We start from the raw sequence: 26,548 nt of genomic DNA, 5'->3' as shown, positions 1-26,548 counted from the left end.
GCCGAAGCAACGCGAGGGGAATCATGGCGCTGGACTGGGACAAGCTACGCGTATTTCACGCAGCGGCGGAGGCTGGGTCGTTCACCCATGCCGCCGAGACGCTGCACCTGTCGCAATCGGCCATTTCGCGGCAGGTCAGCGCGCTGGAGCACGACGTCGGCGTGGCGCTGTTCCACCGCCATGCGCGCGGCCTGGTGCTGACCGAGCAGGGCGAGATGCTGTTCCGCACGGCGCATGACGTACTGATGAAGCTGGAAACCATCAAGACACGGCTCACCGAAACCAAGGATCGGCCGTCGGGCGTGCTCAGGGTGACGACCACGGTGGGCCTGGGCGCCGGCTGGCTGACCGAGCGCGTGCAGGAATTCATCGAGCTCTATCCCGAGATCAGCCTGCAGCTGATCCTGGCCAATGAGGAGCTCGACCTCACCATGCGCCAGGCCGACTGCGCGATCCGGCTGCGCCAACCGCAGCAGCCCGACCTTATCCAGCGCCGGCTGTTCACGGTGCATTTCCACCTCTATGCGGCGCCGTCCTATATCGCCAAGTTCGGCAGGCCGGCCTCTATCGCCGAGCTCAGGAACCACCGCATCGTCACTTTCGGCCTGCCGGTGCCCTCGCATCTGTCGGAGCTGAACTGGCTGGAGACGGTCGGCGATTTCGAGGGCGGCCAGCGGGTGCCGACGCTGCAGATCAACGACATCCTGTCGATCAAGCGGGCGGTGCAGGGCGGCGCCGGCATCGCCATGCTGCCGGACTATGTGATCAACAAGGACACGGACCTGGTGCAGCTGCTGCCCGAGACCGAGGTGCCGTCCTTCGACACCTATTTCGCCTATCCCGACGCGATGAAGAACCAGGCGAAGCTGCACGTGTTTCGCGACTTTATCATCGCCAAGGCGCGCAGCTGGTCCTACTAGTTCTCCGACACAGGGATTTTGAAAGGTTGCCGTTTGTCGTGGTGCAAGATTTTCCGTTCATTGCCGTGAAACCAGCGCAAACGCCGGGGATTGGTTGAAGCCGCCCCAACCTCGTCATTCTATGGCGGAGCAAGGAGCGAAGCGACGCGCAGACCATAGAATCCATGCCGCGACTTGGAAGCGCCGCCACGGTGCAGAATTTTGCTCCGTAGCGATCCTTGGCGAAGGTAACGGCATGGATTCCAGGGTCTTCGCGACGGAGCTTCGCTCCTGCTTCGCCCTAGAATGACGATCGCGGTGGGCGTTTCGGCCAATCTCCAACGCATGCCACCTGCCAACGCACCCAGAGCCGACGGTCAAAATCCCTGTGCAGCGCCACTAGGCAGGGGCGCACCCCTGAGCACGGATTATCCGCGCCAGGGTGTCAGGCGCGGCAGCCAGCCGGGCACGGCGCGGCGGTAGACCTCGTATTCTTCGCCATAGCGGCTGGCGAGCGTCGGCTCTTCATAGAGCTTGACGAAGGAGATCATCGCCGCCGCGGCGATGAGGCCGTAGACCAGCACCGCCCAGCTCGAAAAGATCAGTGCCTGGCCCAGGATGATTGCCAACACCGCCACATACATGGGATTGCGCACATGGCGGTAGACGCCGCCGACGACCAGTTTCTCGGTCGGCGCCACGGGAGCGGGCGTGCCCAGGCCCTCAAGCGCAAAGCGGGCGAACGCATGAAGCAGGATGGCGGCCGCTCCGATCACAAGAATCGAGCCCACAGGCACGAAGCCCGGCAGAGCCGACAGAGGTTTGCGATAATGGTCGGTCAGCAGCCACGGCGCCAAGCCGGCGACGACGCCCGGCGCTGCGACAAGGAACATCGCGCTGCCGGCGATTGCTGAAAAAGTTCGCATCATCGGTCTCCTGCCGTAAAAATAAACTCGGCTTGCCGAAATCGACATCATTTCGCCGTCCTGCACATTTCCGAGCAAAATCGGCTCGGTTTGCTTTTAAGCAGTCGCTTTAGCGCCGGAAACGCGCCGGAATCGGCGACTTTTCTGGTCCTATGGCTTCGATGAACAGGTTGGACCACAGCCTGCGTCTTTTTGCATGCGTGTGTTGCAAAATAGATGCTTGTTTCTTGGGCATGATGAGCACATATATAGTCGCATCTCCGGGGCGCGTTCTCCTCCCATTAGCGCCCTCGAGTGTTCCCCTCTGGAGGTTAGCCTTAATCGGCACTTCCAATCAAACTCAGCCGGATCTTTATTGATCCGGCTTTTTTGTTGCCCGCACGCCTTCGAGCCGGCAAGAAAACGACTGAATCCACCGCGTAACAGTGACATGTAACATCGGGTAACATGTCGCAGACCCACTCTATCGTTTAAGTAGACGATAGGACGCGGTTGGTCGGTTCGGGAGATGGGGGCATCACTCGAAAGACCGGGCTCAGGCAAGCACCGCGTCCGAACCTTTTTTCCGGATGCGGCGGACTAGCCGTTGCCTCCCAGGAGAACGGTCCGCAATAGGAACGGCGTCCGGATCATCCGGACGCCGTTTTGGTATCTCCAACAGAAGCCTGCCAGACAGGCCGACCTGCTCGTGCGTTTCACCGTTTCACAGAAACGGCGAACCGCACTATCTCCTTGTTCTTACGCAACTCCGGACGGAAAACCGCTCACCCGGAATTGCTCAGGCCGCTTTGCCGTTGGCGTTCATCGCCTCGTCGGCCAGCCGGCCGGTGAGCTCGGCCATGTGGTCGAACGCGGCCTTGTAGCTGGCGACGCCGGCGGTCGCCGAGCGCAGCTCGATGATCAGGTCGCCGATTTCGGCCTGCGGCATGGTCGCCTCGACGACGTCCCAGCCCGGCCAGTCGGGCCTTGCATCATAGCCGAGGATCTGGCCGCGCCGCTGCGGGATCAGCGCGATGATCTTCGAGGTCGCGTCGGAGGGCGTGACGATCTCGACCTTCATCACCGGCTCCAGCAGGACCGGCGAACAGGCGGCCATGCCTTCCTTCATCGCGAGCTTCGCCGCCATCTGGAAGGCCATGTCGGAGGAATCGACCGCGTGGTAGGAACCGTCCGACAGGTTGACGGCGACATCGACGACCGGAAAGCCGAGCGGGCCCGTCTTCAGATAGTCGCGAATGCCGGTCTCCACCGACTGGATATAGGTTTTCGGTATCACGCCGCCGGTGATGGTGTCGGAGAACTGGAAGCCAGACCCGCGCGGCAGCGGCTTGATCTCGATCATCACATCGCCGAACTGGCCGTGGCCGCCGGACTGCTTCTTGTGGCGGCCGCGCTGTTGCGCCGATTTGCGGATCGTCTCCCGGTAAGGCACCGCCGGGGCATGGCCCTCGATCGGGATCTGGTTCTTGCCCTCGAGGCGTTCGCGCACCACGCGCAGATGCATCTCGCCATGACCCGACAGGACGGTTTCGGCGGAATCCTGGTTGTGGCGCAGGCTGAGCGATGGATCTTCCTCGGCAAGCCGCTGGATCGCCGCCGACATCTTGACCTCGTCCTTGCGCTCCTTGGGGCGAAGCGCGAAGGCGAAGACCGGCTGCGGTGGCTCCAGCGTGACAAGCGGCCGGATGCCGCCCTTGGCCGAGCTCAGCGTCTGGCCGGTCTTGACGTTGTCGAGCTTGCCGAGCGCAACCGTGTCGCCCGCCTTGGCTGATGTCAGCTTCGACTGGTCTTTGCCGAGCATCCTGTAGATGCCGGAAACCTTCGCCGTGTCGCCGTTGGAAAGGAAGAGCTCGGCTGCGTCGGCCAGTTGGCCCGAGAGCACGCGCGACACCGAAAGCTTGCCGCCATGCGCGGTGTGAATGGTCTTCATCACCTGCACCACCGTCTGGCCGTCCGGCGCGCCCAGGCGCTTCCGCGTCGCCTCGACATCCGGTGCGTCATGGCGGATGGCTTTCAACAGGCGCAGCACACCGTTGCCCTTCTCGGCCGTGCCGATCAGCACCGGCGTCACCGCGCCGGCGCGCAGATCGGCCGAGAGATCGTCGAAGATCGCGTCCTTCGGCGGCTCGATCTCCTCCAGCAACTGCTCCATCAGGTGATCGTCATGATCGGCGAGCGTCTCCAGCATGGAGAAACGCGCTTCCAGCTCGCGCGCCTTGTCGTCGTTCGGTATCTCGGCAACCTGGCTCTCGGCGTATTCGCGATAGATGTAGGCGCGTTCCAGCGCCAGATCGATCGAGCCGATGACGATGCCGTCCTTGCGCACCGGAATCTGGCGCAGCAGCAGCGGTGCCGTGCTTGCCGGCTGCAGCATCTTCAGCGTCTCGCGCACGCCCGCGACCGCCTTGTCGACCTTGTTGAGGAAAAGGATGCGCGGAATGGCGAGATCGTCGAGCTTGCGCATGATGAGCTGCAGCGCCGGGATCTTCTTCTCATCGGCCTCGGCGACGACGACCGCGAGGTCGCAAGCGGCAAGCACGGGTTCGGCCTCGAAGGCGAATTCGATGGAGCCGGGACAGTCGACGAAAGTGATCTGCTCCCCCATGAAATCGGTGGTGGCAAAGGTCGCCTCGACGCTCATGGCGTGGGCGCGTGCCTCCGGCGAATGGTCCGAAACGGTGTTACCCGATGAAACTGGTGACTGGCGGGGAATGGCGCCCGTGCGGGCGAGGATGGCTTCGAGAAGTGTCGTCTTACCGCTTGCGAAGGGACCGACTATGGCAATGCATTTCGGTCCCGTGCGTCGTCCTCCGGCGCGAGTACCCATGGCTGAACCTCCACTCAGGCGTTTCCCGAGAGAGCGATCAGCAAAAGTGGAAACCGGTTTGCGTCCGATCGCACCCTGTGCAGAGCGGCGGCCGGCCTGTTCGGCCGTCGCGGGCGGGGTTTTCACCTCTTCCCAAAACCATCGTCACACGGGTTTGTCGGGAGGGCAAGAAAAATAGGACGTTCGCCGGCTTGGGTTCACCAGACCGCCATTTTTTACTTGTCAGGCTGTGAGGGCGAGCGGTTCGCGGGCGGCGGCACACAAGGCGCTTGCCTTGTCGCGCGGCGCCGGCCTGCCGAAGAAATAGCCCTGAAAGCGGCTGCAGCCGGCCGTCCGGGCAAGCGCGAATTCCTCCGCGGTTTCGACGCCCTCGGCGACGATGGCGATGTCCTGGATGCGGGCGATCTGGGCAAGCGCAGAAACGAAGATCTGCGCCACCTGGTCGTGGGCGAGGCTGCGGATGTAGGAGCGATCGATCTTGACGCTGTCGATGGGCAGCGACTTCAGGTAGTTGAAGCCGCAATGGCCGGTGCCGAAGTCGTCGAGGGCGATGTGGAAGCCGAGGCCGCGCAGTGCCTCGAGGCGCCTGAGAACCTCGGGCGTCGCGGCCGTCGCCACCGTCTCGGTGATCTCGATGATGAACTGCGACGCGGACCGGCCGGTCTCGCGCAGGACCCGGTCGCACATCGTCACGATCTCGTCGCGCTTCAGCTGCTCGCCGGAGACGTTGATCGAGATGCGCCGTCCGGGAAAATGCCCGATATCGGCGCAGGCGCGCTTGAAGACCCATTCGCCGATCATGTCGATCAGCGTCGAGCGCTCGGCGATAGGGATGAATTCCGACGGCGAGATCAAGCTGCGCACGGGATGACGCCAGCGGATCAATCCTTCCAGCGCGTCGACCGAGCCGTCGGGACCGACGATCGGCTGGTAGTGCAGTTCCAATTCGCCGAGATAGATCGCAGCGCGCAGCTCGCGCTCCACCAGCCGGCGATAGCGTTTGTCAGACAGCATCTCCTCGTCGAAAACGGTGACGCGGCCGCGACCGCCCGCCTTGCTCTCGTAGAGCGCGAGGTCGGCCAGCAGCATCAATTCAGTGCCGTTCGAAGCGTGCAACGGCGCGAGCGCGACGCCCACCGAGATCGACAAGGGAATGATCTTGCCTTCATGTCTCTTGCCGGCCCGCATCGCATCCAGCAGCCGGCGGGCGTCCTTGCCGATACTGGCGACGTCGCCATGCGGAACCATGATGCCGAACTCGTCGCCGCCGAGCCGGCCGATGACGCCGTCCTCGAAGATGCGTTGCGCTTCCGCGACCAGATGCGCCAGCGCCAGATCGCCGAACTGATGGCCGAACGTGTCGTTGAGCTGCTTGAAATGATCGAGGTCGATCAAAAGCAGACTTGCCTGGCGACGGTTGCGCGAGCCGCTCAGCCAATCGCCCAGCGCTTCGATGAAATAGCGCCGGGTCATCGCGCCTGTCATGGCATCGTCAGTGAGAAAGCGATGCTTCTCGGCCTCGGCGTCCGCCGCCGATTGCAGGCGCTGGACGACGTTCGAGCGCATATACATCAACACCAGAAGCGCCATTAAGGTCGAAGTCACCGACACCGCGAGCGCGCCGGCGCGGGAGGCGTTCTCCGTCAGCGCGAAAGCCGCAAGCCCGGTGGCGGCGATGCTCATCACGAGCAACGCCTGGATGCCGCGATAGATACGGCCGCTGTGATCTTTGATTGTCGCCAAGATACTCATGTCCGCGCCCCCACAGCACGCGACATGGCTAGGACCTCAGCCGTTAAGAAACGCTGAGCGTGGCGGCTGCCTCGATTTATTCCTTTGCCGCTGAGTGGGGATCGCGATTTTATGGTTAAAAGGCAACTATTTATGACAGTTCTCTGACATTCTAATGCTGCAATCCGCCCGCTGCGCGAATGAGAAATCGAGGTTGCCGCCGGGCAATGGCTCAAAGCCGGTTGCAACGGTCTCCCGGCGAGGTGAAACTATCGCGTGAGACGCCGCGCGGGGCGCTCTGTTCGAGAGGATCTGAACGATGAAGCTCATTGCGTGCGGCAGCGTGCCGACGATCGTCGCGCCGGAGACATATTTCACCGGGCGGGTGCTGCAGACGCCGATCATCGAGAAAGAGGCGCCGGCGCGGCTGAGAGCGACGCTGGTCAGCTTCGAGCCCGGCGCGCGCACCCATTGGCACACGCATCCGCTTGGACAGACGCTCTATGTCACTGCCGGCGCCGGCCTGGCGCAAAGCTTGGGCGGCCCGGTGCAGGAGATCAGGGCAGGGGATGTCATTTCCTTCGCGCCGGGCGAAAAGCACTGGCATGGCGCCGGCCGGAAAACCGCCATGACGCATATCGCCATGCAGGAGGCGCTGGAAGGCGTTCACGCCGACTGGCTGGAGCAGGTTTCCGACGAGCAATATGGCGGCTGATCGGCGCCTAAGAAAAACCCGGCGCGGCGCCGGGTTTTCTTGCTGGCCGGCCGGGCAGCCGATCAGGTCAGCGACGCGGTGAAGCGCTGGATGCGCGTGCAGGCTTCTTCCAGCAAGGCATCCGACGTGGCGTAGGAGATGCGGAAGTTCGGTCCGAGGCCGAAGGCCGAGCCGAACACCACCGCGACGCCCTCGGCCTCCAGCAGCTCGGAGCAGAAGGCCTCGTCATTGTCGATCACCTTGCCCGTCTTGGTCTTCTTGCCGATCAGCTGGGCGCAGGACGGGTAGACATAGAAGGCGCCTTCCGGCGACGGGCAGGAGATGCCGCGCGCCTGGTTGAGCATCGAGATCACGAGGTCGCGCCGGCCCTGGAAGATCGCCTTGTTCTTCGCAATGAAATCCTGCGGGCCGTTGAGCGCCTCGACGGAAGCCCATTGCGCGATGGTGCAGGCGCCCGAGGTCTGCTGGCCCTGGATCATGTCCATCGCCTTGATGAGCGGCACCGGGCCGGCTGCATAGCCGATGCGCCAGCCAGTCATGGCATAGGCCTTCGATACGCCGTTCATGGTCAGCGTGCGCTCGTAGAGGTTCGGCTCGACCTCGGCGATGGTCTTGAAGACGAAATCGCCATAGGTCAGGTGCTCATACATGTCGTCGGTCAACGTCCAAACATGCGGATGCTTGAGCAGCACGTCGGCCAGCGCCCGAAGCTCGGCCTCCGTGTAAGCGGCGCCCGACGGGTTAGACGGCGAGTTCATCAGCAGCCATTTGGTTTTCGGCGTGATCGCCTCTTCCAGCACTTGCGGCGTGAGCTTGAAGCCGTTGTCGATCGAGGTGTCGGCGAACACCGACGTGCCGCCGCAGATCGCCACCATTTCAGGATAGCTCACCCAATAAGGGCGGGGAATGATGACCTCGTCGCCCGGGTTCAGCGTCGCCATGAAGGCGTTGAACAGGATCTGCTTGCCGCCGGTGCCGATGATGGTCTGCTCCGGCCGGTAGTCGAGATTGTTCTCGCGCTTGAATTTTTTCGCGATCGCCTCGCGCAACGGCACGATGCCGGAAACCGGCGGATATTTGGTCTCGCCGCGGCGGATCGCCTCGATCGCCGCGTTCTTGATGTTGTCGGGCGTATCGAAGTCCGGTTCGCCGGCGCCGAGGCCGATCACGTCACGGCCGGCATTTTTCAGCTCGCGCGCTTTCTGCGTCACCGCGATGGTCGCGGAAGGCTTAACGCGGGAAAGGGCGTCGGCGAGAAAGGCCATGACGAAATGTCTCCTAGGAAAAGCGGCCAGGAGCGGCCGCGGCGCCTCTCATGTCGCATCATCGCGCGGAGCGCAAGCATTGTACGATGAGCCAGAGGTCAAGGAGGCGTGACCAAAGTCAGCCTGCGTGAGCGGCAACGCTAAATTCATCAACGGCCGGTAAACCCTTGGCTGGCAGGATCGCAGATCGGATTGCGCCTATTCGCGGAGCGAGAAACCTTGTCGCGCAGCATCGGGCTCGCCCACATCATCCGTCATGATGACGGCACCTCGACCGGTGTCTGGGGCATCTATACGTTGCAGAGCGCGTTCCAGCCGATCTTCGCCTTCAAGGAGGGCAAGCTTTCGGTCGCCGCTTTCGAAGGGCTGATCCGGCCGTTCCGCGACGGCGAGCCGCAGTCGCCGGCGACATTTTTCGGCACCTGCCCGGCGGCCGACCGGCTGCATATCGAGGCGCTGACGCGCACGCTGCATCTTCTGAACGCCGGTGCCTGCCTGCCGCAAGAGGCCTCTATCTTCGTCAATTTCGACCCGTCTGTCTTCACCGATCGCCACATCGCCGACAAGGCGTTGCGCGACATGCGGCTGGTGCTGCACGAAGCCGGTATCGATCCGCGCCGCATCGTCTGCGAGGTCACCGAGCAGAAATCGGCTTCTCAGGAAGCGCTCTACGGTTTTGTCGAGGCGCTGAGGGCCAATGGCTTCAGCATCGCGGTGGACGACTATGGCGCCGATGATTCCGACATCAATCGGATCAAGGAACTCAAGCCGGACATCGTCAAATTCGATGCGAATTGGATTACCCATCTGATGGAGTCCGGCGCCGGCTTCGCCTTGCTGACGGCGATGGTGCAGAGTTTCGAGAACCAGGGCATCCGCACCGTCTTCGAAGGTATCGAGGAAGGCTGGCAGTTGGAGCTAGCCGAGAGGTCCGGCGCCTCCATGGTGCAGGGCTACGTGCTTGCCCGGCCGGAACTTGCCCCCACCAGCTTTCGCGTCTTCGGCAAGGGCGCGCAGCAGCCCTCGAGCGAAGACAGCAAGGCACCGGCCGCCGCAAGCCCGGCGGCGCCAACGCTGCACGGACGGCCGGCAAGGGTGTTCGGGCGCAAGGTCGCGCCATGAGCGGACAACCAGACAGGCGGCGCAACGTCGCCGAGGCGATCTTCGCCGACGAGATCGGCCTCCAGTTCGGCGTCTATGGCGAGTTCCGGCTGTGGAGCGCCTATCAGCCGATCTTCGCCCCGGAGGGCAGGGTGCTCAGAGCCGTCGCCGTCGAGGGGCTGATCGAGCCGCGCCGCGTCGCGCAGCCGGTAGCTGCTTCGGTCTTCTTCGGCAGCATTCCCGCGCCCGACCTTCTGTTTGTCGAAACGATGTGCCGGATGCTGCATCTCGGCAATTATCGCAACATCGGCGTCGAGGGATTGACGCTGTTCTTCAACTATAATCCGACCATCAACGACCATCTCGGACGGGCGCTCGCCGAGATCCGGCTGATGACCAGGCATCTCGGCGATCTGGAGCTTGAGCCCAGCCTGCTGGTCTGCGAGATCACCGAACAGGCAGCCGATGACCAGGTTCTTGCCAGCCTGGTGCGCGAAATGCGGCGCGACGGCATCCGCATCGCCATCGACGATTTCGGCACGGGGCATTCGACCGAGGCGCGCATCGATCTGCTTGCACCCGACATCGTCAAGATCGATGGCGCCTGGTTTGGCGAGCTCTGCCGCCATGCCGCCGCCGAACGCTTCTTCCGGCCGTTGGTGGCGATGCTGCACGAGCGCGGCGCCAAAGTGCTGGTCGAGGGCATCGAGAATGCACAGCACTTGCGCGTCGCGCTCGAGGGCGGCGTCGACCTGCTGCAAGGTTTCCATCTCGCCCGCCCGGCGCTCGCCGGCACGATCTTCAAGGAAGAACCGCTTTCGGTCGACGCTCTGATCGGCGCCGGCAACAAGGTCGTGCCCCTGCATCAGCGTCGCTGATGCTCAATGCCAAAAGGTGCATCAGCATCGCTGAAGCTCGATCCCAAAAAGTGCGTCAGCATCGCTGATGCAGACGCTGAAAACATATCAGCGCCGCTGATGGTTCTTCTCAAATACAAATCACTGGATGGTCTCGCCTGGGCACGTTAGAGCCGTGCTGAAATGGCTTCAGACGACTTGCGAGGTATGTGGGATGATCCTTTACGACATGGCCGACAGTGGCAATTGCTATAAGCCGCGGCTGTTGCTGGCCAAGCTCGGCATTCCTTTCACCCGGGTAGAGGTGAGCTCGCATACCGGCGAGACGCGCAAGGCCCACTATGTCGCCAAGAATCCGAATGCGATGGTGCCGATGCTCGAGCTCGACGACGGCAGGCGTATCGCTGAAAGCAACGCCATCCTGCTTTATCTCGCGGAAGGGACGCGCTTCCTGCCGACTGACAAGTATGAACGTGCGCTGGCTTACCAATGGCTATTCTTCGAGCAATACAGCCACGAGCCCTATATCGCGGTGCGCAAGGCGCTGCTGACCTTCCCGGAACGGGCGAAGGACGCCACGCCGGAACGATTGGCGCAGACGTTGGAGCGCGGCAACAAGGCGCTCAGCGTGATGAACCAGCATCTGAAGCAGAACGAATTCTTCGCCGGCAGCGCCTACAGCGTCGCCGACATCGCCTTATACGCCTATACCCACACCGCCGGGATGGGCGGCTTCCAGTTGGATGCCTATCCGGCGGTCGCCGCCTGGTTGAAGCGCGTCGAGGCGGATAAGGGGCATGTGCCGATCGAGTGGAAGGGATAATTCCTCACCGCTTTGCACCCAACCTGTATGGGCGCGCCAGCGAGCCGCTTTGCATGCATACAGCCGTAAGCGGCTATTTCAAAAGGCGTTCATACTCGGAGTGGGTGCCGATCCAAAACCAGATCATGTCGTCCTGGTCACGGACTGCAACAGCGCGGTAGTCCAGATCAACTCGAGCTGACCAGTAACGTCCAACTCGCTTGAAATGGAGCGAAGGATGAAACGGATCTGCACGCAGCTTGGCGAAGCTGCTGTCAGCCTTCATCCTGATTGCTTTAGGTAGTTTATCGTATGCGTCCCAAAACGAAGGGGCGGCAGAGTAATTCACAGGGGCCGAGTCCGACCCGCGCGATGCTCAGCCAGTGCTTGTTCTGCAAGCTTGTCCAGCCGGCCCGCTTTCGCGTCGGCTTCGATCTGCTTGTCCCACAAATCGGCCCGCAGAGCCTCGAACCAGGCGGCAAATGCCTTCAGCTCTTCAGGGCTCAGCTCGGCGACGGATTTTTCGATCTGTTCGAGTTTGGTCATGCGTCAATAATAGCACTGGTGGGCCAAAAGTGCCACCCGTGGGCCTGCTGGGACCGGAGAAGAACTCGCCAAAATCCAGACAACAAAAAAGGCGGGCAATGCCCGCCTTCCTCTGCCGGTAGCCTGATCGGGAGCGTCTGGTCCGGGCCGGCAGCTATCTGCTGTTCCAGCTTGTCGGGTCTTTTCGCTCCGGCGCGCTTCTCGCGCGACCGTCAGTACATCCGTGACTTGCCGCGCGCCCCGAACCTTCGTCCGGCGCGCGCCTTTGCTTAGCCGCATTTCTGCAACGCCAAGCGATTCCGCTTGGCCGCAAAATGCTTAAGCCAAATCAGGCTGCCTTGCTAAGAGACCCAGCAGCTGACTTGCCGGTGCGGCGGTCCTGCTCGATCTCGAAGTTGATTTTCTGGCCTTCAGCCAGGCTCGTCATGCCAGCGCGCTCGACAGCGGAGATGTGGACGAAAACGTCCGCGCCGCCATTGTCAGGCTGGATGAAGCCGTAGCCCTTGGTGGCGTTGAACCACTTGACCGTACCAGTTGCCATATAGAATGCCCTTCACATTTGCTTTTGTTTGACCGGACCAACGTCCGGCCGGCGGTATCGAAATTTTGGAGATAGACGTCAGCAAACGCGAAGATCGCGGCCCGATCGATCGGCCAAATTCAATGCTGCGGATATAGGATAGTTTGAGCAAGAAAACAAGACGGGTTGCCTGGACGCTGCCCCGCATCCCGGATCGAGCGGAATACAAGCATGGAAGTTTTGACAGCGGTGCCGCGTTGTGAAGGGATGCGATGCTTGCCCGTCCGAGGAGAGAAGCCATGAAGACCATTCTGCTTGCCGCCTGCTTCCTGCTGCTTGCCGCGGAAGCGCAGGCGGTGACGCGCTACGATCCGACGCGCATGAGCTGCGACCGGGTGCAGGCGACGATCGCCAGACAGGGCGCCGTCATCCTGCGCTACCAGTCGACGCGCGTGCCGGGGCTGCCGCTCTACGACCGCTATGTGCGCGACGAGCGTTTCTGCAACGCGGGCGAGGTGAGGGCACGCGCCTATGTGCCGAGTGCCGACGCCAGGTCCTGCATGGTCTATGTCTGCAAGCGGCCGGATTTCGAGCGGCGCTTCCGCCGCCGGTTCCTACAGGACTGATACGCAGCGCCTTAGAAACCGAATGTCGCCTGCCCCGCCGGCGGCGGGCCGACGCGAACGCCTTCCATGGCCAGCATCCTTTCCTTGGTGGCTGAGCCGCCGGGCGCGGAGAAGCCGCCGATCTTGCCGCCGGCCGCCAGGATGCGATGGCACGGAATGACCAGCGGCACCGGATTGGCGCCGAGTGCCGCGCCCGTTTCGCGCGGAAGGCCCGCATGGCCGGCGCGCTTGGCCAATTCACCATAGGTGGTGGTCTCGCCGAAGCCGAGCTTGCGCGCCGCGTCGTAGATGGCAAGGCGGAAATCATCGATGCCGTCGAGATCGACCGGCACGCCGGAGAAGTCGACGTCCTCGCCGGCCGCATAGGCCTTGATCGCGGCGATCAGATCGACCACCCAGGACGGCTGGTCTGTCGAGGCCGAGACGCCGGGGTGGCGAAGCAGCCGGCGCTCGACCGTTTCGCGGCTGCGCTCCGGCAGGCAAAGCCGGATCAGGCCCTTCTCGCTCCAGGCTATCCCCATAAAGCCGATCACTGTTTCTAACACTGCGTGGCCGGCCGTGATCTGGGATGTGGGTTTCATGACGTATTCCTTCCGCAAAACAGCGAAAAACGAGTACATATCCAGAACAATATGGCACTTCGGCCCTGTTGTCGCCACCCGAAAACCGCCGGGTGGCCCCGATTGCCGGGTGTGAATCGCTGGTGTAAGGACTCCTTAACAACCGACAAACCGGACCCGCACGGCTTGCCCGCTAAAATCATATCCACCGCGATAGGCGTGCTCGTCGCAGCAGCCGGTCTCAGCGGCTGCACCTCGACCTCGCAGATGAAGGCCGCGCCCGCGCTTGCGGAAGCCTCGACGCCTGCTGTTGCGGACGACACGCCGACGCTCGCGCTGCCCGAAACGGTGGCCGTGCTGCCGGAACCTTCGGGTCTCGCGCAGGTGCAGACTGCGGCGCTGGCCGGCGATGTCGTCGCCATGGCGACCACGCCAGGCGCGCCCGCGACGCAAAGCGCATTGGCGACGCAAAGCGCGCCCGCGACGCAAAGCGCGCTTTTGCCGCCGCCTGTCCAACCTGGCGCGCCGGCCGCGGCGCTGGCTCAGCCCGCGGCCTTCGCCGGAGCGACGCCGATGGCCGGCCAGTTTCCGCCGCCGCCGGTGCTGAGCGCCGGCGGCTCGCCGACCGGCCCTGGATCCATCAGCCGAGCGGCATCCATCAGCCGAGCGGCAGTCTATACGACCGCAGGCGTCGCTATGCCGGTCACCGGCCAGTCGGCGAAAGTCGCCCCGATGCCCGGCGTCCAGCAGGTCGCCTATATGATGCTGGAAAATCCGGCGCTGCTTGCGGCACCTGGCCAACCCGAGCAGCACGCCAGCGGCCCGCGCGGCGAGATCGAACGGCTGATCGAAAAATATTCGGCGATCTATGAAGTGCCGATCGACCTGGTGCGCCATGTCGTCAATCGTGAAAGCACCTTCAACCCGAAAGCCTACAATCATGGACATTGGGGGCTGATGCAGATCAAGCACGCGACGGCTCGCGGCATGGGCTATGACGGACCGGCGACCGGCCTGTTCGACGCCGAGACCAATCTCAAATATGCGGTCAAGTATCTGCGCGGCGCCTGGCTGGTTTCGGGCGGCAACGCCAAGCGGGCCGACATGCTCTACCAGACCGGCTATTACTACGATGCCAAGCGCAAAGGCCTGCTCGAGGCGACTGGCCTGGGCACCGACCGCAAGCGGCACCGCCTGCCACCCGACGCCTGAGCGGACGGACGGTTCCGCGCGGCGTTTCGAGACAGCGCCATGCATGAAAACACAACGCCCCGCCCGCCGGCTGCCAACGACATCCGCCTGCGCAAGCTGCTCGACGACACGCTGACCGCGCCGCACTGGCCGCAGGGTTTCGTCATGCGTGCGTTCGATCACCGGGACGCGCAGGCTTTGCACGCGCTGCTGGAAGAGGTGTTCGACGACGGCGCCGACGGGCCGTTCGACGAATGGTGGCCGCGCATTGCCGGCGATGCGGAGTTCGATCCCGCTCTCTGTTTCCTGGCGATCGACGGCAAAGGGCTGCTGGCGGGCGCGGCGCTCTGCTGGACATCCGGTTTCGTCAAAGATCTCGCCGTGCATCCGGAATCGAGACGGCAGGGCCTCGGCGAGGCGCTGATGCGGCAGGTGTTCCTGACCTTTCGCGAGCGCGGGGCGACCCATGTCGATCTCAAGACCAACACGGTGAAGAGCACCGCGGCCTTCAGGCTCTACGAGCGGCTCGGCATGATCCCGGTCGACTGGGAAGGCTGACGCGCAAAGCGCGGCGGGCCGGATTCGAGGCTCCCGGCGCGGCTTGCAATCGCCTGCGCCCGGACATTGTGAACTCCTTCACATAGGCTGACGTTAGGGCATGCTAATTCGTCGTCGTGCCGGGCGGCCGATCGGCGGATCGACGCGGGCAAGGCGTCGGAGGAGGCTGTGCCGGCATGCGTCAGCCACTCCCAGGCGGGCTCCGGGGCGGGGGTTTCGGAGCCCGTCCGCTTTGCGTGAAGCGAGGCGGACGGAACGGGCCGCCGACGCGGTCGAGCCAACCGAGATCGGCTTCACCGACCCGCCGGCCCGGTCGGCACGCACAAGCGCGGGAACCCTAAGCGGCGTCGCGCATTCAACGCAGGGGCCTTGATGAGCCGCGATCTATGCGTCGCCGGTCGCGCAGGGAGGTCCGCAATCCTGTGAAACTCGCTTCAGCATTCCTGGCCGCCGGCATCCTGCTCGGCGCTGTTCAGGCGCGAGCCGTGGAACTGTCGATCGTGTCGGGCGATACGGGCAACGGCATCAAAGTGTTGCGCGAGATACTCGATCGTTACGAGAAGAAGAGCGGCAACAAGGTTGATATCGTCGTCATCCCGCCTTCGACCACCGACCAGTTCGGCCAATACCGGCTCTGGCTCGCCGCCGGCAGCAGCGATATCGACGTCTACCAGACCGACGTGATCTGGGCGCCGCAGCTTGCCAGCCAGCTGGTCGACCTGACCGAGGCGACCAGGGATGTGGTGGGCGAGCATTTCCCGTCGATCATCCAATCGCAGACGGTCAACGGCAGGCTGGTCGCGCTGCCGATCTTCACCGATGCGCCGGCGCTCTACTACCGCAAGGATCTGCTCGACAAATACGGCGCCAAGGTGCCGACCACCTGGAAGGAGCTGGCCGATACCGCCAAGCTTGTGATGAACAAGGAGCGGGCGGCCGGCAACAAGGACATTTGGGGCTTCGTCTTCCAGGGCAACGCCTATGAGGGGCTGACCTGCAACGCGCTCGAATGGGTGATGTCGAATGGCGGCGGTCGGATCATCGAGCCGAACGGTGAAATCTCCATCGACAATCCAAAGGCGGCCGCGGCGCTCGACATGGTCAAGGGCTGGATCGGCACGATCGCGCCGCCGGGCGTGCTCGCCTATCAGGAGGAAGAAACGCGCGGCGTCTGGCAGACCGGCAATGCCGTCTTCATGCGCAACTGGCCATACGCCTATGCGCTTGGCAACAGCGAGAATTCGCCGATCAAGGGCAAGTTCGACGTGGCGCCGCTGCCGGCCGGCGAAGGCGGGCATCCCGCCGCCACCCTGGGCGGCTGGAATCTTGCCGTCTCCAGATATTCGAAACATCCAGACGAGGCGATCGATCTGGTCAAGTTCATCGCGTCGCGCGAGATGCAGAAATACCGGACGCTGAGAACGTCCAACCTGCCGACCATTCCGGCGCTCTATGACGACCCCGACATCGCCCGGCAGCAGCCGATCGTGCCGCGCTGGAAAGAGATTTTTCTCAACGCGCAGCCAAGGCCGTCGGCAACCGCCAGGATCAAGTACAACGAGGCATCCAGCCAGTTCTGGACTGCCGTGCACGACACGATCTCAGGCCAAGGCGCCGCCGCCGACAATTTGGCCGATCTCGGGGCGAGGCTGACCAGGCTGAAAGGCAAGGGCTGGTGAGCGCGGCAAGGCGATCGCCGCTGATGCGCCGACGCGTGCGCACGGCCTGGCTGTTCCTCGCGCCGATGCTTCTCGTGCTCGCTGCCGTTGCCGGCTGGCCGTTCCTGCGCACGGTCTATTACGGTTTCACCGATGCTTCGCTGGCCGATCTCGACGCAAGGCAATGGGTGGGCTTCGACAACTATTTCTCGGTGCTGCGCCTGCCGAGCGGCCGCCTGCTCTATGACGGGCTGCTCGTCGATCCGGTCTGGTGGCGCGCGGTGTGGAACACGGTGCGCTTTGCCGCGGTGTCGGTGACCTGCGAGACGGTGCTGGGCATGATCGTGGCGCTTGCGCTCAACACCGAATTCCCGGGACGCGGCATCGTGCGGGCAGCGATCCTCATTCCCTGGGCGATCCCGACCATCGTCTCGGCCAAGATGTGGCAGTGGATGCTCAACGACCAGTTCGGCATCATCAATGTCGCGCTTCTCAATCTCGGCCTGATCGACACCAAGATCGCCTGGACCGCCAATGCCGATACGGCGATGATCGCCGTGCTGATCGTCGACATCTGGAAGACGACGCCGTTCATGGCGCTGCTGATCCTGGCGGCCCTGCAGATGCTGCCGCGCGAGATCCTCGAGGTGGCGAAGCTCGACGGCGCCAACCCGTGGCAGATCTTCTGGCGGGTGACCTTGCCGCTGATCCGGCCGGCGGTGATGGTGGCGGTGATCTTCCGCGCGCTCGACGCGCTGCGCATCTTCGACCTGATCTACGTTCTGACGCCCAACAATGTGCAGACCAAGTCGATGTCGATCTTCGCGCGCGAGAACCTGTTCGAGTTCGACAAGTTTGCCTATGGCTCGGCGGCCTCGACGCTGCTTTTCCTGATCATCGGCCTGCTCACCATCGCCTATATCCGCATCGGCCGGCTGAGTTTCGACGGAGGGCGCTGATATGAAGATGCTGAAGCGCGCCGGCTTCTACTTGCTGCTCCTGGCGATCGTTTTCGTCGCGGTGTTTCCGTTCTACTACGCAATCGTCACCAGCCTGAAATCGGGAACAGAGCTGTTCCAGGCAGGCCTGTGGCCGCGATCGTTCGGCCTTGCCAATTACCGCAACGTGCTGACCGAAGGTCCCTTCCTGCGCAATCTCGTCAATTCGCTGATCGTCTCCGGCGCGGTCGTCGCGGTCTCGCTGCTGCTCGGCGTCACGGCGGCCTACGCGCTGGCGCGCATCCGCTTCCGCGGGCGCTCGGCGCTGATGCTGGCCATCCTGTCGGTGTCGATGTTTCCGCAGGTCGCGGCACTCGCCGGGCTGTTCGAGATCATCCGGGCGCTGCATCTCTACAATTCACTCTTGGCGCTCATCCTGTCCTACATGATCTTCACGCTGCCGTTCACGGTCTGGGTGCTCACCACCTTCGTGCGCGACCTGCCGGTCGAGATCGAGGAAGCGGCGATCCTGGACGGCGCCGGACCATGGACCATCCTCACGCGCATCTTCCTGCCGTTGATGTGGCCGGCTTTAGCCACCACCGGGCTGCTTGCCTTCATCAGCGCCTGGAACGAATTCCTCTTCGCGCTCACCTTCACCTCCACCAACACGCAGCGCACCGTGCCGGTGGCGATCGCGCTGCTCTCCGGCAATTCACAGTTCGAGATTCCGTGGGGCAACATCATGGCCGCCTCGGTGATCGTCACCGTGCCGCTGGTGGCGCTGGTGCTCGTCTTCCAGCGCAGGATCGTGTCGGGTCTTACGGCTGGCGGCGTCAAAGGCTAGATGCGACGCGAAAAAGTGACCGGAAAGCGTGTGCCGAAATGTCGGATCAGGTCGCGGCGAGCCGTCCTTGGATCGTAGAGCAACCCGCGCCGGGACGCCGGCGCCAGGAGACGATCATGATCACCTTTCCCAATGAATCCGCCAAATATCGCACCGCGCGCGAAAAATTGCTGCGCAAGGAAATCGAGCTGCGCCGCGCCATGGAAGCGGTGGCGGAGGCAAGGCGCGCTTTGCCGCCGGGTGGCTTGGTGTCGCAGGACTATGTGTTCGACGCCCTGGACGACCAGGGCCAGTCGGCGAAAGTCAAGCTGTCGGACCTGTTCGCGCCGGGCAAGGATACGCTGATCCTCTATCAGATGATGTTCCCGCGCCATCCGCAGGAGACGCGCGAGGTGGCAACGGGTGGCGAGACGGCGAAGCTTGCCCGGCAGGACCAGCCATGCCCGTCCTGCACGGCACTGCTCGACCAGTTCGACGGCGCGATCGGCCATCTCGAAGCGGCGGGCTTCAACTTTGCCGTGGTGGCGAAGACCGGGCTCGACAATCTGACGGCGCTCGGCCGCGACCGCGGCTGGCGAAACATGCGGCTCGTCTCGTCCGCCGGCAACGCTTTCAAGCGCGACTACAACTCCGAAACCGCCGAGGGCGCGCAGATACCGCTGCTTTCGGTGTTCCACCGCGATGGTGACGGCATCCGGCATTTCTGGTCGTCGGAGCTCGGCTTCGCGCCGACAGAGCCGGGACAGGACCCGCGCGCCATCGGCACCTGCGAGATCCTGTGGAACCTGATGGATTTCACGCCCGAAGGGCGGCCGGACTGGCACGAGCAGCTGCAATATGCCGGGCTCGCTCCCGGCGCGCATTGCCACTGATGGCGGTGCGGGCGCCAGGCCCCCGCGCTTCCTTTCGAGGCAACCTCTTAGGCAACCCTGGGGCCGGTGCCGCGTTGGGGAAGGCGGAGGGGCTGTTTCGGATCGGAGATCGAGATGAAAACGCTGCTGCCCCTGGTCGCCGTCGCGCTTGTTGCCGGCGCGCCCGCCGCGTTCGCCCAGTCGGACAATTCAGATGCCGTGGGACCGATGGTGACCGAGAACAAGGTCGACACTCAGACCTTCGTCACGACGGTGCCGAATGCCAATATGTTCGAGATCGAGTCGAGCAAGCTGGCGCAAGAGAAGTCGGCGTCGGCCGACGTCAAGGCTTTCGCCGCGCAGATGATCAAGGATCACAGCAAGGCCGGCGAGGACTTCAAGGCCGCGCTCAGCCAGGGCCAGACCACGGCGTCGATCAAGCCGGCCGGCCCCGCGCTGCAGCCCAAGGAGCAGCAGCTGCTCGATGACTTGAAGGCTGCCACCGGCAAGGAATTCGACGCCAAATACATCAAGATGCAGGCTGACGCGCATAAGGATGCGGTGGCGCTGTTTTCCACCTACGCCAATTCAGGCGACGACCCGGCGATGAAGGAATTCGCCAAGAAGACGCTGCCGGTGCTGAAGATGCACGAGAAGCATGTGAAGGAACTGGCGGTCGCGCACCAGTGAGGGCCGCCCTTGCCTTCTCCCCTTGTGGGAGAAGGTGGCCGCGAAGCGGCCGGATGAGGGGTGTTCCAGGGAATGCCGACGCCTCACTTCGCTGGAACACCCCTCATCCGTCTCGGCGCTACGCGCCGATCCACCTTCCCCCACAAGGGGGGAAGGGAAGGCTGGCGTCCCCACACTGCCGCGATAGCTCGCCCCCAAACAAGGGAGCGCCGCCATGGACAAGGAAGTCATCGAAGTACCCGTAATGTCGGCCAAGGTGCGCTCGCTCGGCCTGCCGTGCTCGACGGCGGTGCGGGCCAACGGCTTCGTGTTCATCTCGGCGACGCCGCCGGTCGACATGGCGACCGGCGAGATGGTGCGCGGCGACATCGAGACCCAGACGGAGGCGTCGCTGAAGGCGCTGAAACATTGCCTGGAAGCGGCCGGCACCTCGCTGGACAAGGTGGTGATGGTGCGCATCTACGCCGTCAATTCCGGCTTCTACAACGCAATAAACAGGGTGTATGCCCGGTATTTCAGCGTGAACCCGCCGGCGCGGAGTTTCGTGCCGGTGGCGTCCTGGCCGATGGAGTCTGACATTGAGATCGAGTGTGCGGCGGTGGCGTGAACCTTTCCTATTCCCACAACGAAAAAGGGGGCTCGGGTGGCAATTGCTAACACGCTAGGCAGCATCTATCTAACCAATGGGTTCCGCTCTCTGCGTCATCAGATGCACACATCGGAGGGCATTGCCGTTATGACAGAAATACCCTCACGTGGTAAGCTGCAATCTCGGCCTGGGGACGTAAGTGGGTATCGCTGTCAGTTCTTAAAATACGGCAATAAATCTGGGGCGACCTTGCGTATTAGATGAAACGATGACCTTCATATCAGAAAAAAAATCTAGAATGGAAGAGACCGAGAGAGATCTTATACGGTCTCTGATAAGGTCTGAAGCTTTTGCGAGATTGCAGGAAGTTTCTTTTCTAGGTGCGATAGATTATTATAATTTCCACAAATCTAGAGATAGTACTTGGCATTTTTCGCGATCAGATCATACCATTGGTGTCCTCCTGCTCTCTCAACGCCTTATAGACAGCATAGGCCTTTCTCCGGAAGAAAGGCTGTATGTGATAGCTGCCTCTATATGCCATGACCTGGGTCATAGCCCTTTCTCGCACAGCACTGAGCGAGCTTTTAAGAAAATAAACCCAAAAATCAATCACAGGGTTATATTAGAGTTCATACTTTCTGATTCAAGGATGGGGGTATCTTCGATACTATCGAAATTCGGCTTAAATGATGATAGGGTTCTCGCGATTAGCCTTGGTACTGACAAAGATCTCGGATGGATATTTCACAACCCAATAAATATCGATACCCTTGACGGTATCTTTCGTTTCATGATCTCATTCCGGCTTTTGCCTCCGTTTGATGTTCCCGATGCAATAAACTCTCTCTCTGAGCTCTATAAGAAAAATAAAATTGGAGTGCATCAAATTGAGAATCTTGACCGGTTTTGGGACGTAAAGGGGGCGTTCTATGATGAGTTTCTAAAGCATGGTGCTTATGCAAGGTTTGAAAATTCCTATATAAACTTGGTATTGTCGAAGAAAACCGATGTTGGATACGGAGATTTTCTTAAGAGTGATCGTGAATTGGCTCATGAGATTGGCCTTGAGCCGGATTTGTACTATGGTCAGGTGGGTAATAGCTTTGAACTTCGGGAAACAAATTTCGATATCGACAGGTCAGTCGCGTTGACGTCGATTTCTGACCTGTATCGTAGATATATAAGAACGAGGGGGAAGCGTTGAAAATCGAAGAACTGGACGGGCGTTTTGGCAACATAAAGAAAGCCCATTTGGAATCGGAAACGACTCTGGAAAAACTAGCTAGGTTGAGTGAGACCTATGCAAACTCGGGGACCTTCCTGGTAGTAAATGGCTCGCTGGCTCGAAAGGAAATGGTTAACGGGTCGGACTTTGACGCCTTTGTAGTTAGGGATAACGCTTCGAATGAGTCGATGCAGAGACTCTGGAAAGATGCGCATATTGCGGTCGAATTAAAGCTGCCGGGCTCTTCAGGGATATTTGGCGAAGATAGCGTTGTTCAACACGATGAGATATTATTAAATATTGGTGGAACAGGCGACAGCAACGAAAGTATCACTAGGCGGATGTTATTGATACTTGAATCAATTGGCGTAGGTGATGTGGGAGCCTATCACAATTTGATAAAGTCTATGCTTATTAGGTATATATCCGAAAAAATAACTGATCACCAACTGGCTCTTTTTCTGTTAAACGATATAATAAGGTACTACAGAACTGTCTGCGTTGATTTTGAGTTTAAAACCGAGGAAGATGGAAAGCCGTGGGGGATAAGAAATATAAAGTTGGTATTTTCGAGAAAATTGATATATTTTTCGGGGCTTCTTATTTGCGCTGAAACTGCTCAAAGAAGTGCTGGGGAGAAGAGGGCAATCTGTGAACGTTTAGTGCGGATGACGCCTATTGAAAGGGTATTGGATGTATTGGGAGAAGATGCATTCGAACCCCTAATGTATTACGATAAGTTTTTGGAAAGGATGGCTAAGGCGGATATTCGGAAAAAATTGGAAGACAAAAACAGGGAGAAGCTCCGGAAAAGCGAGCTTTTTCGTTCTCTTAAGAACGATGGGCACCATTTTTCAATGTCCCTGAGAAGCGCTTTTGTTCGTCATTACGATGGCAGCCATCCTATTCACAGGGCGATCATGTTTTAGAGTAGTCTGAAGAGATCGGCTAAGATATCACCCAAAATACTCCTGCAGCGGCCGAACCTCCAGATTTCCCGCCCGCAGCGCCGCAATCGCCTCCGCCACCGCCGCCGCACCCGACAGCGTCGTGTAATACGGCACCTTCTGCATTAGCGTCGCGCGGCGCAGCGATTTCGAGTCCGACACCGCCTTCTGGCCGTCCGTCGTGTTGAAGACGATCTGGACCTGGCGGTTGCGGATGGCGTCTTCGATGTGGGGGCGGCCTTCCAGCACCTTGTTGATCTTTTCGGCGACCACGCCGTTCTCGGCGAGGAAGCGGGCGGTGCCGGAGGTGGCGAGCACCTTGAAACCCTGGCCGGCGAGACGTTTTACGGCCGGCAGGATGCCCTTCTTGTCCTCGTCGCGCACGGAGACGAAGAGCGTGCCGGAGCGTGGCAGATCGACACCGGCTCCGAGCTGGCTCTTGGCGAAGGCCAGCGCAAAGTCGCGGTCGAGGCCCATGACCTCGCCGGTCGAGCGCATTTCCGGGCCGAGCAGGATGTCGACGCCGGGGAAACGGGCGAAGGGGAAGACGGCTTCCTTGACCGCGATGTGGCCGGGCCGCCTAGGATCGGGCATGGCGCCGTAATGGGCGAAGGCGTTTTCCAGCGTCTCGCCAGCCATGATGCGAGCCGCGATCTTGGCGATCGGACGTCCAATGGTCTTGGCGACGAAGGGCACGGTGCGCGAGGCGCGGGGGTTCACCTCCAGCACATAGACCGTGCCGTCCTTGATCGCATACTGCACGTTCATCAGGCCACCGACATTGAGCGCGCGCGCCAAGGCGGCCGTCTGGCGCTCCAGCTCGTCGACGAGGTCGGAGGGCAGCGAGTGCACCGGCAGCGAGCAGGCGCTATCGCCCGAATGGATGCCGGCTTCCTCGATATGCTCCAGAATGCCGGAGACGAAAGTATCCTTGCCGTCGCACAGGCAGTCGACATCGACTTCGATGGCGCCGGAGAGATAGGTGTCGAACAGCAGCGGGTTCTTGCCCAGCAGCGTGTTGATCTGGCCGGTCTTGTCGTTGGGGTATTTCTGCTTGATGTCCTCCGGCACCAGGCCGGGCACGGTGTCGAGCAGATAGGTCTGCAGCATGCCCTCGTCATGGATGATCTGCATGGCGCGGCCGCCGAGCACATAGGACGGGCGCACCACCAGCGGGAAGCCGAGCTCGCCGGCGACAAGGCGCGCCTGCTCGACCGAATAGGCGATGCCGTTCTTCGGCTGGCTGAGGTTCAGCTTGTGCAAGAGCTTCTGGAAGCGGTCGCGGTCCTCCGCCAGGTCGATCATGTCGGGCGAGGTGCCGAGGATCGGGATGCCGGCCTTCTCCAGCGCATCGGCCAGCTTCAGCGGCGTCTGGCCGCCGAACTGGACGATGACGCCGACCAGCTCGCCCGAGGCCTGCTCGGCGCGCAGGATCTCCAGCACGTCCTCCGCCGTGAGCGGATCGAAATAAAGCCGGTCGGAGGTGTCGTAGTCGGTCGAGACCGTCTCCGGATTGCAGTTGATCATGATCGCTTCATAGCCGGCGTCGCGCAGCGCGAAGGCGGCATGGCAGCAGCAATAGTCGAACTCGATGCCCTGGCCGATACGGTTCGGGCCGCCGCCGAGGATCACGACCTTCTTGCGCGACGACACGCGTGCCTCGTTAGCGGGCTCGCCGACGAAGGGCACTTCATAGGTCGAGTACATATAGGCGGTCGGCGAGGCGAACTCGGCCGCGCAGGTGTCGATGCGCTTGTAGACCGGATGAACGTCGAGCTTTTGCCTTGCCTTCTGAATCACTTCCGCGTCGGTCTTCGTCAGCGAGGCGAGGCGGGCGTCGGAAAAGCCCATCGCCTTCAGCATGCGCAGATTGACGGCATCCTGCGGCAGGCCGTGCTCGCGGATGCGTTCCTCCATGGCGATGATGGCGGCGATCTGCTCGAGGAACCACGGGTCGATCTTGCACATGGCATGCACGTCCTCGAGCGAGGTGCCCATGCGGATCGCCTGCGCCACCATGCGCAGCCGGTCCGGCGTCGGCGTGCCGAGCGCGGCGCGGATGGCGTTGCGGTCGTCGACATGGCTTGCGGCGGTGCTCCCGTGGCCGAGGCCCGGAATCTCGATCTCGTCCAATCCGGTGAGACCCGTTTCCAGTCCGCGCAAAGCCTTCTGCAGCGATTCCTGGAAGGTTCGGCCGATGGCCATCACTTCGCCCACCGACTTCATGGCGGTGGTCAGCACCGGCTCGGCGCCCGGGAATTTTTCAAACGCAAAGCGCGGGATCTTCGTCACCACGTAGTCGATGGTCGGCTCGAACGAGGCCGGGGTCGCGCCGCCGGTGATGTCGTTCTCGAGCTCGTCCAGCGTGTAGCCGACGGCGAGCTTGGCCGCGACCTTGGCGATCGGGAACCCGGTGGCCTTCGAGGCAAGCGCCGACGAGCGCGAGACGCGCGGGTTCATCTCGATGACCACCAGCCGGCCGTCGGCCGGGTTGACGGCGAACTGCACGTTGGAGCCGCCGGTCTCGACGCCGATCTCGCGCAGCACCGCGATCGAGGCGTTGCGCATCATCTGGTATTCCTTGTCGGTCAAGGTCAGCGCCGGCGCGACGGTGATGGAATCGCCGGTGTGCACGCCCATCGGATCGAGATTCTCGATCGAGCAGATGATGATGCAATTGTCCGCCTTGTCGCGGACGACCTCCATTTCATACTCCTTCCAGCCGAGCACGCTCTCCTCGATCAGCACCTCGGTGGTGGGCGAGGCATCGAGGCCGGACTGGACGATGTCGTAGAATTCGGCGCGGTTGTAGGCGATGCCGCCGCCGGTGCCGCCCATGGTGAAGGAGGGGCGGATGATGGCCGGCAGGCCGACATGGTCGAGCGCCTGGGCGGCGACCGCCATGGCGTGGCTGATATAGCGCTGCTTGCGGTCGCCTTCGCCGAGATTCCAGCGGGTTTCCAGCGCATCGAGGGCGGCGTCGAGATTTTCCGGATGTTCGGCCTTCAGCGCGGCGCGCTCGGCCTCATGCGTCTTGCGGTCGGCGTTCTTGACATCGGTGGCGTTGGCCAGCATCGACTTCGGCGTTTCGAGGCCGATCTTGCTCATCGCCTCGCGGAACAGCGCACGGTCCTCGGCCTTGTCGATGGCATGAGCATCGGCGCCGATCATCTCCACCTGATAGCGCTCGAGCACGCCCATGCGGCGCAGCGACAGCGCCGTGTTGAGCGCCGTCTGGCCGCCCATGGTCGGCAGCAGCGCGTCTGGGCGCTCCTTAGCGATGATCTTGGCCACCACTTCGGGCGTGATCGGCTCGATATAGGTGGCGTCGGCCAGCTCCGGGTCGGTCATGATGGTGGCCGGATTGGAGTTGACCAGGATGACGCGGAAGCCCTCTTCCTTCAGCGCCTTGCAAGCCTGGGTGCCGGAATAGTCGAACTCGCAAGCCTGGCCGATGACGATGGGGCCGGCCCCGATGATCAGGATCGACTTGATGTCGGTGCGTCTTGGCATGTCTGCGGGTTCCGTTCGGCGAGCAGCTTGCACGAAAAACCGGGCGGGAAGGACCCGGCCGGTTGTGTTTGCGATTCTGGTATCAGGCTAGGAGGGCCTTATAGGGAAGAGTTTTGGCGGATGTAACCCCGAAAATGAGGGGAGTAGGGGAGTAGGGGAGTAG

Annotated in this window: 25 protein-coding genes; 16 read left to right on the top strand and 9 right to left on the bottom strand. The window is 62.0% G+C overall.

Annotation, left to right across the window (positions count from 1 at the left end):
- Positions 1-23: 23 nt before the first annotated feature.
- On the top strand, positions 24-920 hold the full coding sequence (locus tag FJ425_RS28150; protein ID WP_140727486.1) for a LysR family transcriptional regulator: 897 nt from the start codon (positions 24-26) through the stop codon (positions 918-920).
- 407 nt (positions 921-1,327) lie between these two features.
- Here the strand turns inward: FJ425_RS28150 and FJ425_RS28145 are convergent, their stop codons facing one another.
- The 3 genes from FJ425_RS28145 to FJ425_RS28135 form a co-directional block, all read right to left on the bottom strand.
- Positions 1,328-1,825 (bottom strand): isoprenylcysteine carboxylmethyltransferase family protein, encoded by a 498-nt coding sequence (locus tag FJ425_RS28145; protein ID WP_140727503.1) that lies wholly within the window; start codon positions 1,823-1,825, stop codon positions 1,328-1,330.
- A 778-nt stretch (positions 1,826-2,603) separates the two neighbouring features.
- Positions 2,604-4,652: an elongation factor G gene (locus tag FJ425_RS28140; RefSeq protein ID WP_140727484.1), complete on the bottom strand. Its 2,049-nt coding sequence runs from the start codon at positions 4,650-4,652 to the stop codon at positions 2,604-2,606.
- Positions 4,653-4,874: 222 nt separating this feature from the next.
- Positions 4,875-6,404 carry a GGDEF domain-containing phosphodiesterase gene (locus tag FJ425_RS28135; RefSeq protein ID WP_140541476.1) on the bottom strand — a complete coding sequence of 510 codons (1,530 nt, stop codon included), beginning with the start codon at positions 6,402-6,404 and terminating at the stop codon, positions 4,875-4,877.
- A 298-nt stretch (positions 6,405-6,702) separates the two neighbouring features.
- Between FJ425_RS28135 and FJ425_RS28130 the strand changes: the two genes are divergently transcribed.
- Positions 6,703-7,098, top strand: a complete 396-nt coding sequence (locus FJ425_RS28130) for a cupin domain-containing protein (protein WP_140727482.1) — start codon at positions 6,703-6,705, stop codon at positions 7,096-7,098.
- 62 nt (positions 7,099-7,160) lie between these two features.
- Here the strand turns inward: FJ425_RS28130 and FJ425_RS28125 are convergent, their stop codons facing one another.
- A complete protein-coding gene (locus tag FJ425_RS28125) occupies positions 7,161-8,363 on the bottom strand; it encodes a pyridoxal phosphate-dependent aminotransferase (protein WP_140727480.1) in 1,203 nt (400 codons plus the stop codon).
- Positions 8,364-8,582: 219 nt separating this feature from the next.
- Between FJ425_RS28125 and FJ425_RS28120 the strand changes: the two genes are divergently transcribed.
- The 3 genes from FJ425_RS28120 (at position 8,583) to FJ425_RS28110 (ending at position 11,144) form a co-directional block, all read left to right on the top strand.
- Positions 8,583-9,485 (top strand): EAL domain-containing protein, encoded by a 903-nt coding sequence (locus FJ425_RS28120; RefSeq protein ID WP_140541473.1) that lies wholly within the window; start codon positions 8,583-8,585, stop codon positions 9,483-9,485.
- Positions 9,482-10,342 (top strand): EAL domain-containing protein, encoded by an 861-nt coding sequence (locus FJ425_RS28115; RefSeq protein WP_140629877.1) that lies wholly within the window; start codon positions 9,482-9,484, stop codon positions 10,340-10,342. The genes FJ425_RS28120 and FJ425_RS28115 overlap by 4 nt, the downstream gene beginning before the upstream one ends.
- Before the next feature lie 193 nt (positions 10,343-10,535).
- Positions 10,536-11,144 (top strand): glutathione S-transferase family protein, encoded by a 609-nt coding sequence (locus tag FJ425_RS28110; protein ID WP_140629879.1) that lies wholly within the window; start codon positions 10,536-10,538, stop codon positions 11,142-11,144.
- Positions 11,145-11,217: 73 nt separating this feature from the next.
- Here FJ425_RS28110 and FJ425_RS28105 read toward each other — a convergent pair whose 3' ends face one another.
- The 3 genes from FJ425_RS28105 to FJ425_RS28095 all read right to left on the bottom strand — a co-directional run bounded on the left by FJ425_RS28105 (position 11,218) and on the right by FJ425_RS28095 (position 12,210).
- Complete coding sequence (locus FJ425_RS28105) at positions 11,218-11,472, bottom strand: hypothetical protein (RefSeq protein WP_140629881.1); 255 nt, start codon at positions 11,470-11,472, stop codon at positions 11,218-11,220.
- A complete protein-coding gene (locus FJ425_RS28100; protein WP_140541469.1) occupies positions 11,469-11,669 on the bottom strand; it encodes a hypothetical protein in 201 nt (66 codons plus the stop codon). The genes FJ425_RS28105 and FJ425_RS28100 overlap by 4 nt, the downstream gene beginning before the upstream one ends.
- A gap of 328 nt (positions 11,670-11,997) precedes the next feature.
- Complete coding sequence (locus FJ425_RS28095) at positions 11,998-12,210, bottom strand: cold-shock protein (protein WP_027168154.1); 213 nt, start codon at positions 12,208-12,210, stop codon at positions 11,998-12,000.
- A 278-nt stretch (positions 12,211-12,488) separates the two neighbouring features.
- On the opposite strand from FJ425_RS28095, the gene FJ425_RS28090 reads away from it, so the two are divergent.
- Positions 12,489-12,815, top strand: a complete 327-nt coding sequence (locus FJ425_RS28090; protein ID WP_140541468.1) for a hypothetical protein — start codon at positions 12,489-12,491, stop codon at positions 12,813-12,815.
- Positions 12,816-12,826: 11 nt separating this feature from the next.
- Here FJ425_RS28090 and FJ425_RS28085 read toward each other — a convergent pair whose 3' ends face one another.
- Positions 12,827-13,396: a methylated-DNA--[protein]-cysteine S-methyltransferase gene (locus FJ425_RS28085; RefSeq protein ID WP_140727478.1), complete on the bottom strand. Its 570-nt coding sequence runs from the start codon at positions 13,394-13,396 to the stop codon at positions 12,827-12,829.
- A gap of 165 nt (positions 13,397-13,561) precedes the next feature.
- Here FJ425_RS28085 and FJ425_RS28080 point away from each other — a divergent pair, with 165 nt between their 5' ends.
- The 10 genes from FJ425_RS28080 (at position 13,562) to FJ425_RS28035 (ending at position 22,854) form a co-directional block, all read left to right on the top strand.
- Positions 13,562-14,587, top strand: coding sequence for a lytic transglycosylase domain-containing protein (locus tag FJ425_RS28080; protein WP_140727476.1), 1,026 nt, complete (start codon positions 13,562-13,564; stop codon positions 14,585-14,587).
- A 39-nt stretch (positions 14,588-14,626) separates the two neighbouring features.
- Positions 14,627-15,124 carry an N-acetyltransferase gene (locus tag FJ425_RS28075; protein WP_140629888.1) on the top strand — a complete coding sequence of 166 codons (498 nt, stop codon included), beginning with the start codon at positions 14,627-14,629 and terminating at the stop codon, positions 15,122-15,124.
- Positions 15,125-15,546: 422 nt separating this feature from the next.
- Positions 15,547-16,803 (top strand): ABC transporter substrate-binding protein, encoded by a 1,257-nt coding sequence (locus FJ425_RS28070; RefSeq protein ID WP_246678045.1) that lies wholly within the window; start codon positions 15,547-15,549, stop codon positions 16,801-16,803.
- Between the two features lie 23 nt (positions 16,804-16,826).
- Positions 16,827-17,741, top strand: coding sequence for a sugar ABC transporter permease (locus FJ425_RS28065; protein WP_140541508.1), 915 nt, complete (start codon positions 16,827-16,829; stop codon positions 17,739-17,741).
- Between the two features lies 1 nt (position 17,742).
- Positions 17,743-18,567: a carbohydrate ABC transporter permease gene (locus FJ425_RS28060; protein ID WP_140727473.1), complete on the top strand. Its 825-nt coding sequence runs from the start codon at positions 17,743-17,745 to the stop codon at positions 18,565-18,567.
- 116 nt (positions 18,568-18,683) lie between these two features.
- On the top strand, positions 18,684-19,439 hold the full coding sequence (locus tag FJ425_RS28055; RefSeq protein ID WP_140727471.1) for a DUF899 family protein: 756 nt from the start codon (positions 18,684-18,686) through the stop codon (positions 19,437-19,439).
- A gap of 114 nt (positions 19,440-19,553) precedes the next feature.
- Complete coding sequence (locus FJ425_RS28050; protein WP_140727469.1) at positions 19,554-20,108, top strand: DUF4142 domain-containing protein; 555 nt, start codon at positions 19,554-19,556, stop codon at positions 20,106-20,108.
- Between the two features lie 214 nt (positions 20,109-20,322).
- A complete protein-coding gene (locus FJ425_RS28045; protein ID WP_140727467.1) occupies positions 20,323-20,715 on the top strand; it encodes a RidA family protein in 393 nt (130 codons plus the stop codon).
- A 250-nt stretch (positions 20,716-20,965) separates the two neighbouring features.
- Positions 20,966-21,904 carry an HD domain-containing protein gene (locus FJ425_RS28040; protein WP_140727465.1) on the top strand — a complete coding sequence of 313 codons (939 nt, stop codon included), beginning with the start codon at positions 20,966-20,968 and terminating at the stop codon, positions 21,902-21,904.
- A complete protein-coding gene (locus FJ425_RS28035; RefSeq protein WP_140727463.1) occupies positions 21,901-22,854 on the top strand; it encodes a hypothetical protein in 954 nt (317 codons plus the stop codon). The genes FJ425_RS28040 and FJ425_RS28035 overlap by 4 nt, the downstream gene beginning before the upstream one ends.
- 27 nt (positions 22,855-22,881) lie before the next feature.
- Here FJ425_RS28035 and carB read toward each other — a convergent pair whose 3' ends face one another.
- Positions 22,882-26,385, bottom strand: coding sequence for a carbamoyl-phosphate synthase large subunit (carB, locus tag FJ425_RS28030; RefSeq protein WP_140727461.1), 3,504 nt, complete (start codon positions 26,383-26,385; stop codon positions 22,882-22,884).
- Positions 26,386-26,548 lie beyond the last annotated feature (163 nt).

The organism is Mesorhizobium sp. B2-7-2, assembly GCF_006440775.1.
In the GTDB taxonomy this organism is placed as follows: Bacteria; Pseudomonadota; Alphaproteobacteria; order Rhizobiales; family Rhizobiaceae; genus Mesorhizobium.
This window is presented reverse-complemented; position numbering and strand designations above follow the sequence as displayed.

What these genes read in the sequence shown, in the direction of transcription:
- carB (WP_140727461.1), bottom strand. Translation starts at nt 26,385, where the DNA reads ATGCCAAGACGCACCGACATCAAGTCGATCCTGATCATCGGGGCCGGC.
- FJ425_RS28115 (WP_140629877.1), top strand. Translation starts at nt 9,482, where the DNA reads ATGAGCGGACAACCAGACAGGCGGCGCAACGTCGCCGAGGCGATCTTC.
- FJ425_RS28040 (WP_140727465.1), top strand. Translation starts at nt 20,966, where the DNA reads ATGACCTTCATATCAGAAAAAAAATCTAGAATGGAAGAGACCGAGAGA.
- FJ425_RS28065 (WP_140541508.1), top strand. Translation starts at nt 16,827, where the DNA reads ATGCGCCGACGCGTGCGCACGGCCTGGCTGTTCCTCGCGCCGATGCTT.
- FJ425_RS28060 (WP_140727473.1), top strand. Translation starts at nt 17,743, where the DNA reads ATGAAGATGCTGAAGCGCGCCGGCTTCTACTTGCTGCTCCTGGCGATC.
- FJ425_RS28150 (WP_140727486.1), top strand. Translation starts at nt 24, where the DNA reads ATGGCGCTGGACTGGGACAAGCTACGCGTATTTCACGCAGCGGCGGAG.
- FJ425_RS28110 (WP_140629879.1), top strand. Translation starts at nt 10,536, where the DNA reads ATGATCCTTTACGACATGGCCGACAGTGGCAATTGCTATAAGCCGCGG.
- FJ425_RS28130 (WP_140727482.1), top strand. Translation starts at nt 6,703, where the DNA reads ATGAAGCTCATTGCGTGCGGCAGCGTGCCGACGATCGTCGCGCCGGAG.
- FJ425_RS28140 (WP_140727484.1), bottom strand. Translation starts at nt 4,652, where the DNA reads ATGGGTACTCGCGCCGGAGGACGACGCACGGGACCGAAATGCATTGCC.
- FJ425_RS28095 (WP_027168154.1), bottom strand. Translation starts at nt 12,210, where the DNA reads ATGGCAACTGGTACGGTCAAGTGGTTCAACGCCACCAAGGGCTACGGC.
- FJ425_RS28055 (WP_140727471.1), top strand. Translation starts at nt 18,684, where the DNA reads ATGATCACCTTTCCCAATGAATCCGCCAAATATCGCACCGCGCGCGAA.
- FJ425_RS28085 (WP_140727478.1), bottom strand. Translation starts at nt 13,396, where the DNA reads ATGAAACCCACATCCCAGATCACGGCCGGCCACGCAGTGTTAGAAACA.
- FJ425_RS28050 (WP_140727469.1), top strand. Translation starts at nt 19,554, where the DNA reads ATGAAAACGCTGCTGCCCCTGGTCGCCGTCGCGCTTGTTGCCGGCGCG.
- FJ425_RS28125 (WP_140727480.1), bottom strand. Translation starts at nt 8,363, where the DNA reads ATGGCCTTTCTCGCCGACGCCCTTTCCCGCGTTAAGCCTTCCGCGACC.
- FJ425_RS28045 (WP_140727467.1), top strand. Translation starts at nt 20,323, where the DNA reads ATGGACAAGGAAGTCATCGAAGTACCCGTAATGTCGGCCAAGGTGCGC.
- FJ425_RS28145 (WP_140727503.1), bottom strand. Translation starts at nt 1,825, where the DNA reads ATGCGAACTTTTTCAGCAATCGCCGGCAGCGCGATGTTCCTTGTCGCA.
- FJ425_RS28135 (WP_140541476.1), bottom strand. Translation starts at nt 6,404, where the DNA reads ATGAGTATCTTGGCGACAATCAAAGATCACAGCGGCCGTATCTATCGC.
- FJ425_RS28075 (WP_140629888.1), top strand. Translation starts at nt 14,627, where the DNA reads ATGCATGAAAACACAACGCCCCGCCCGCCGGCTGCCAACGACATCCGC.
- FJ425_RS28090 (WP_140541468.1), top strand. Translation starts at nt 12,489, where the DNA reads ATGAAGACCATTCTGCTTGCCGCCTGCTTCCTGCTGCTTGCCGCGGAA.
- FJ425_RS28100 (WP_140541469.1), bottom strand. Translation starts at nt 11,669, where the DNA reads ATGACCAAACTCGAACAGATCGAAAAATCCGTCGCCGAGCTGAGCCCT.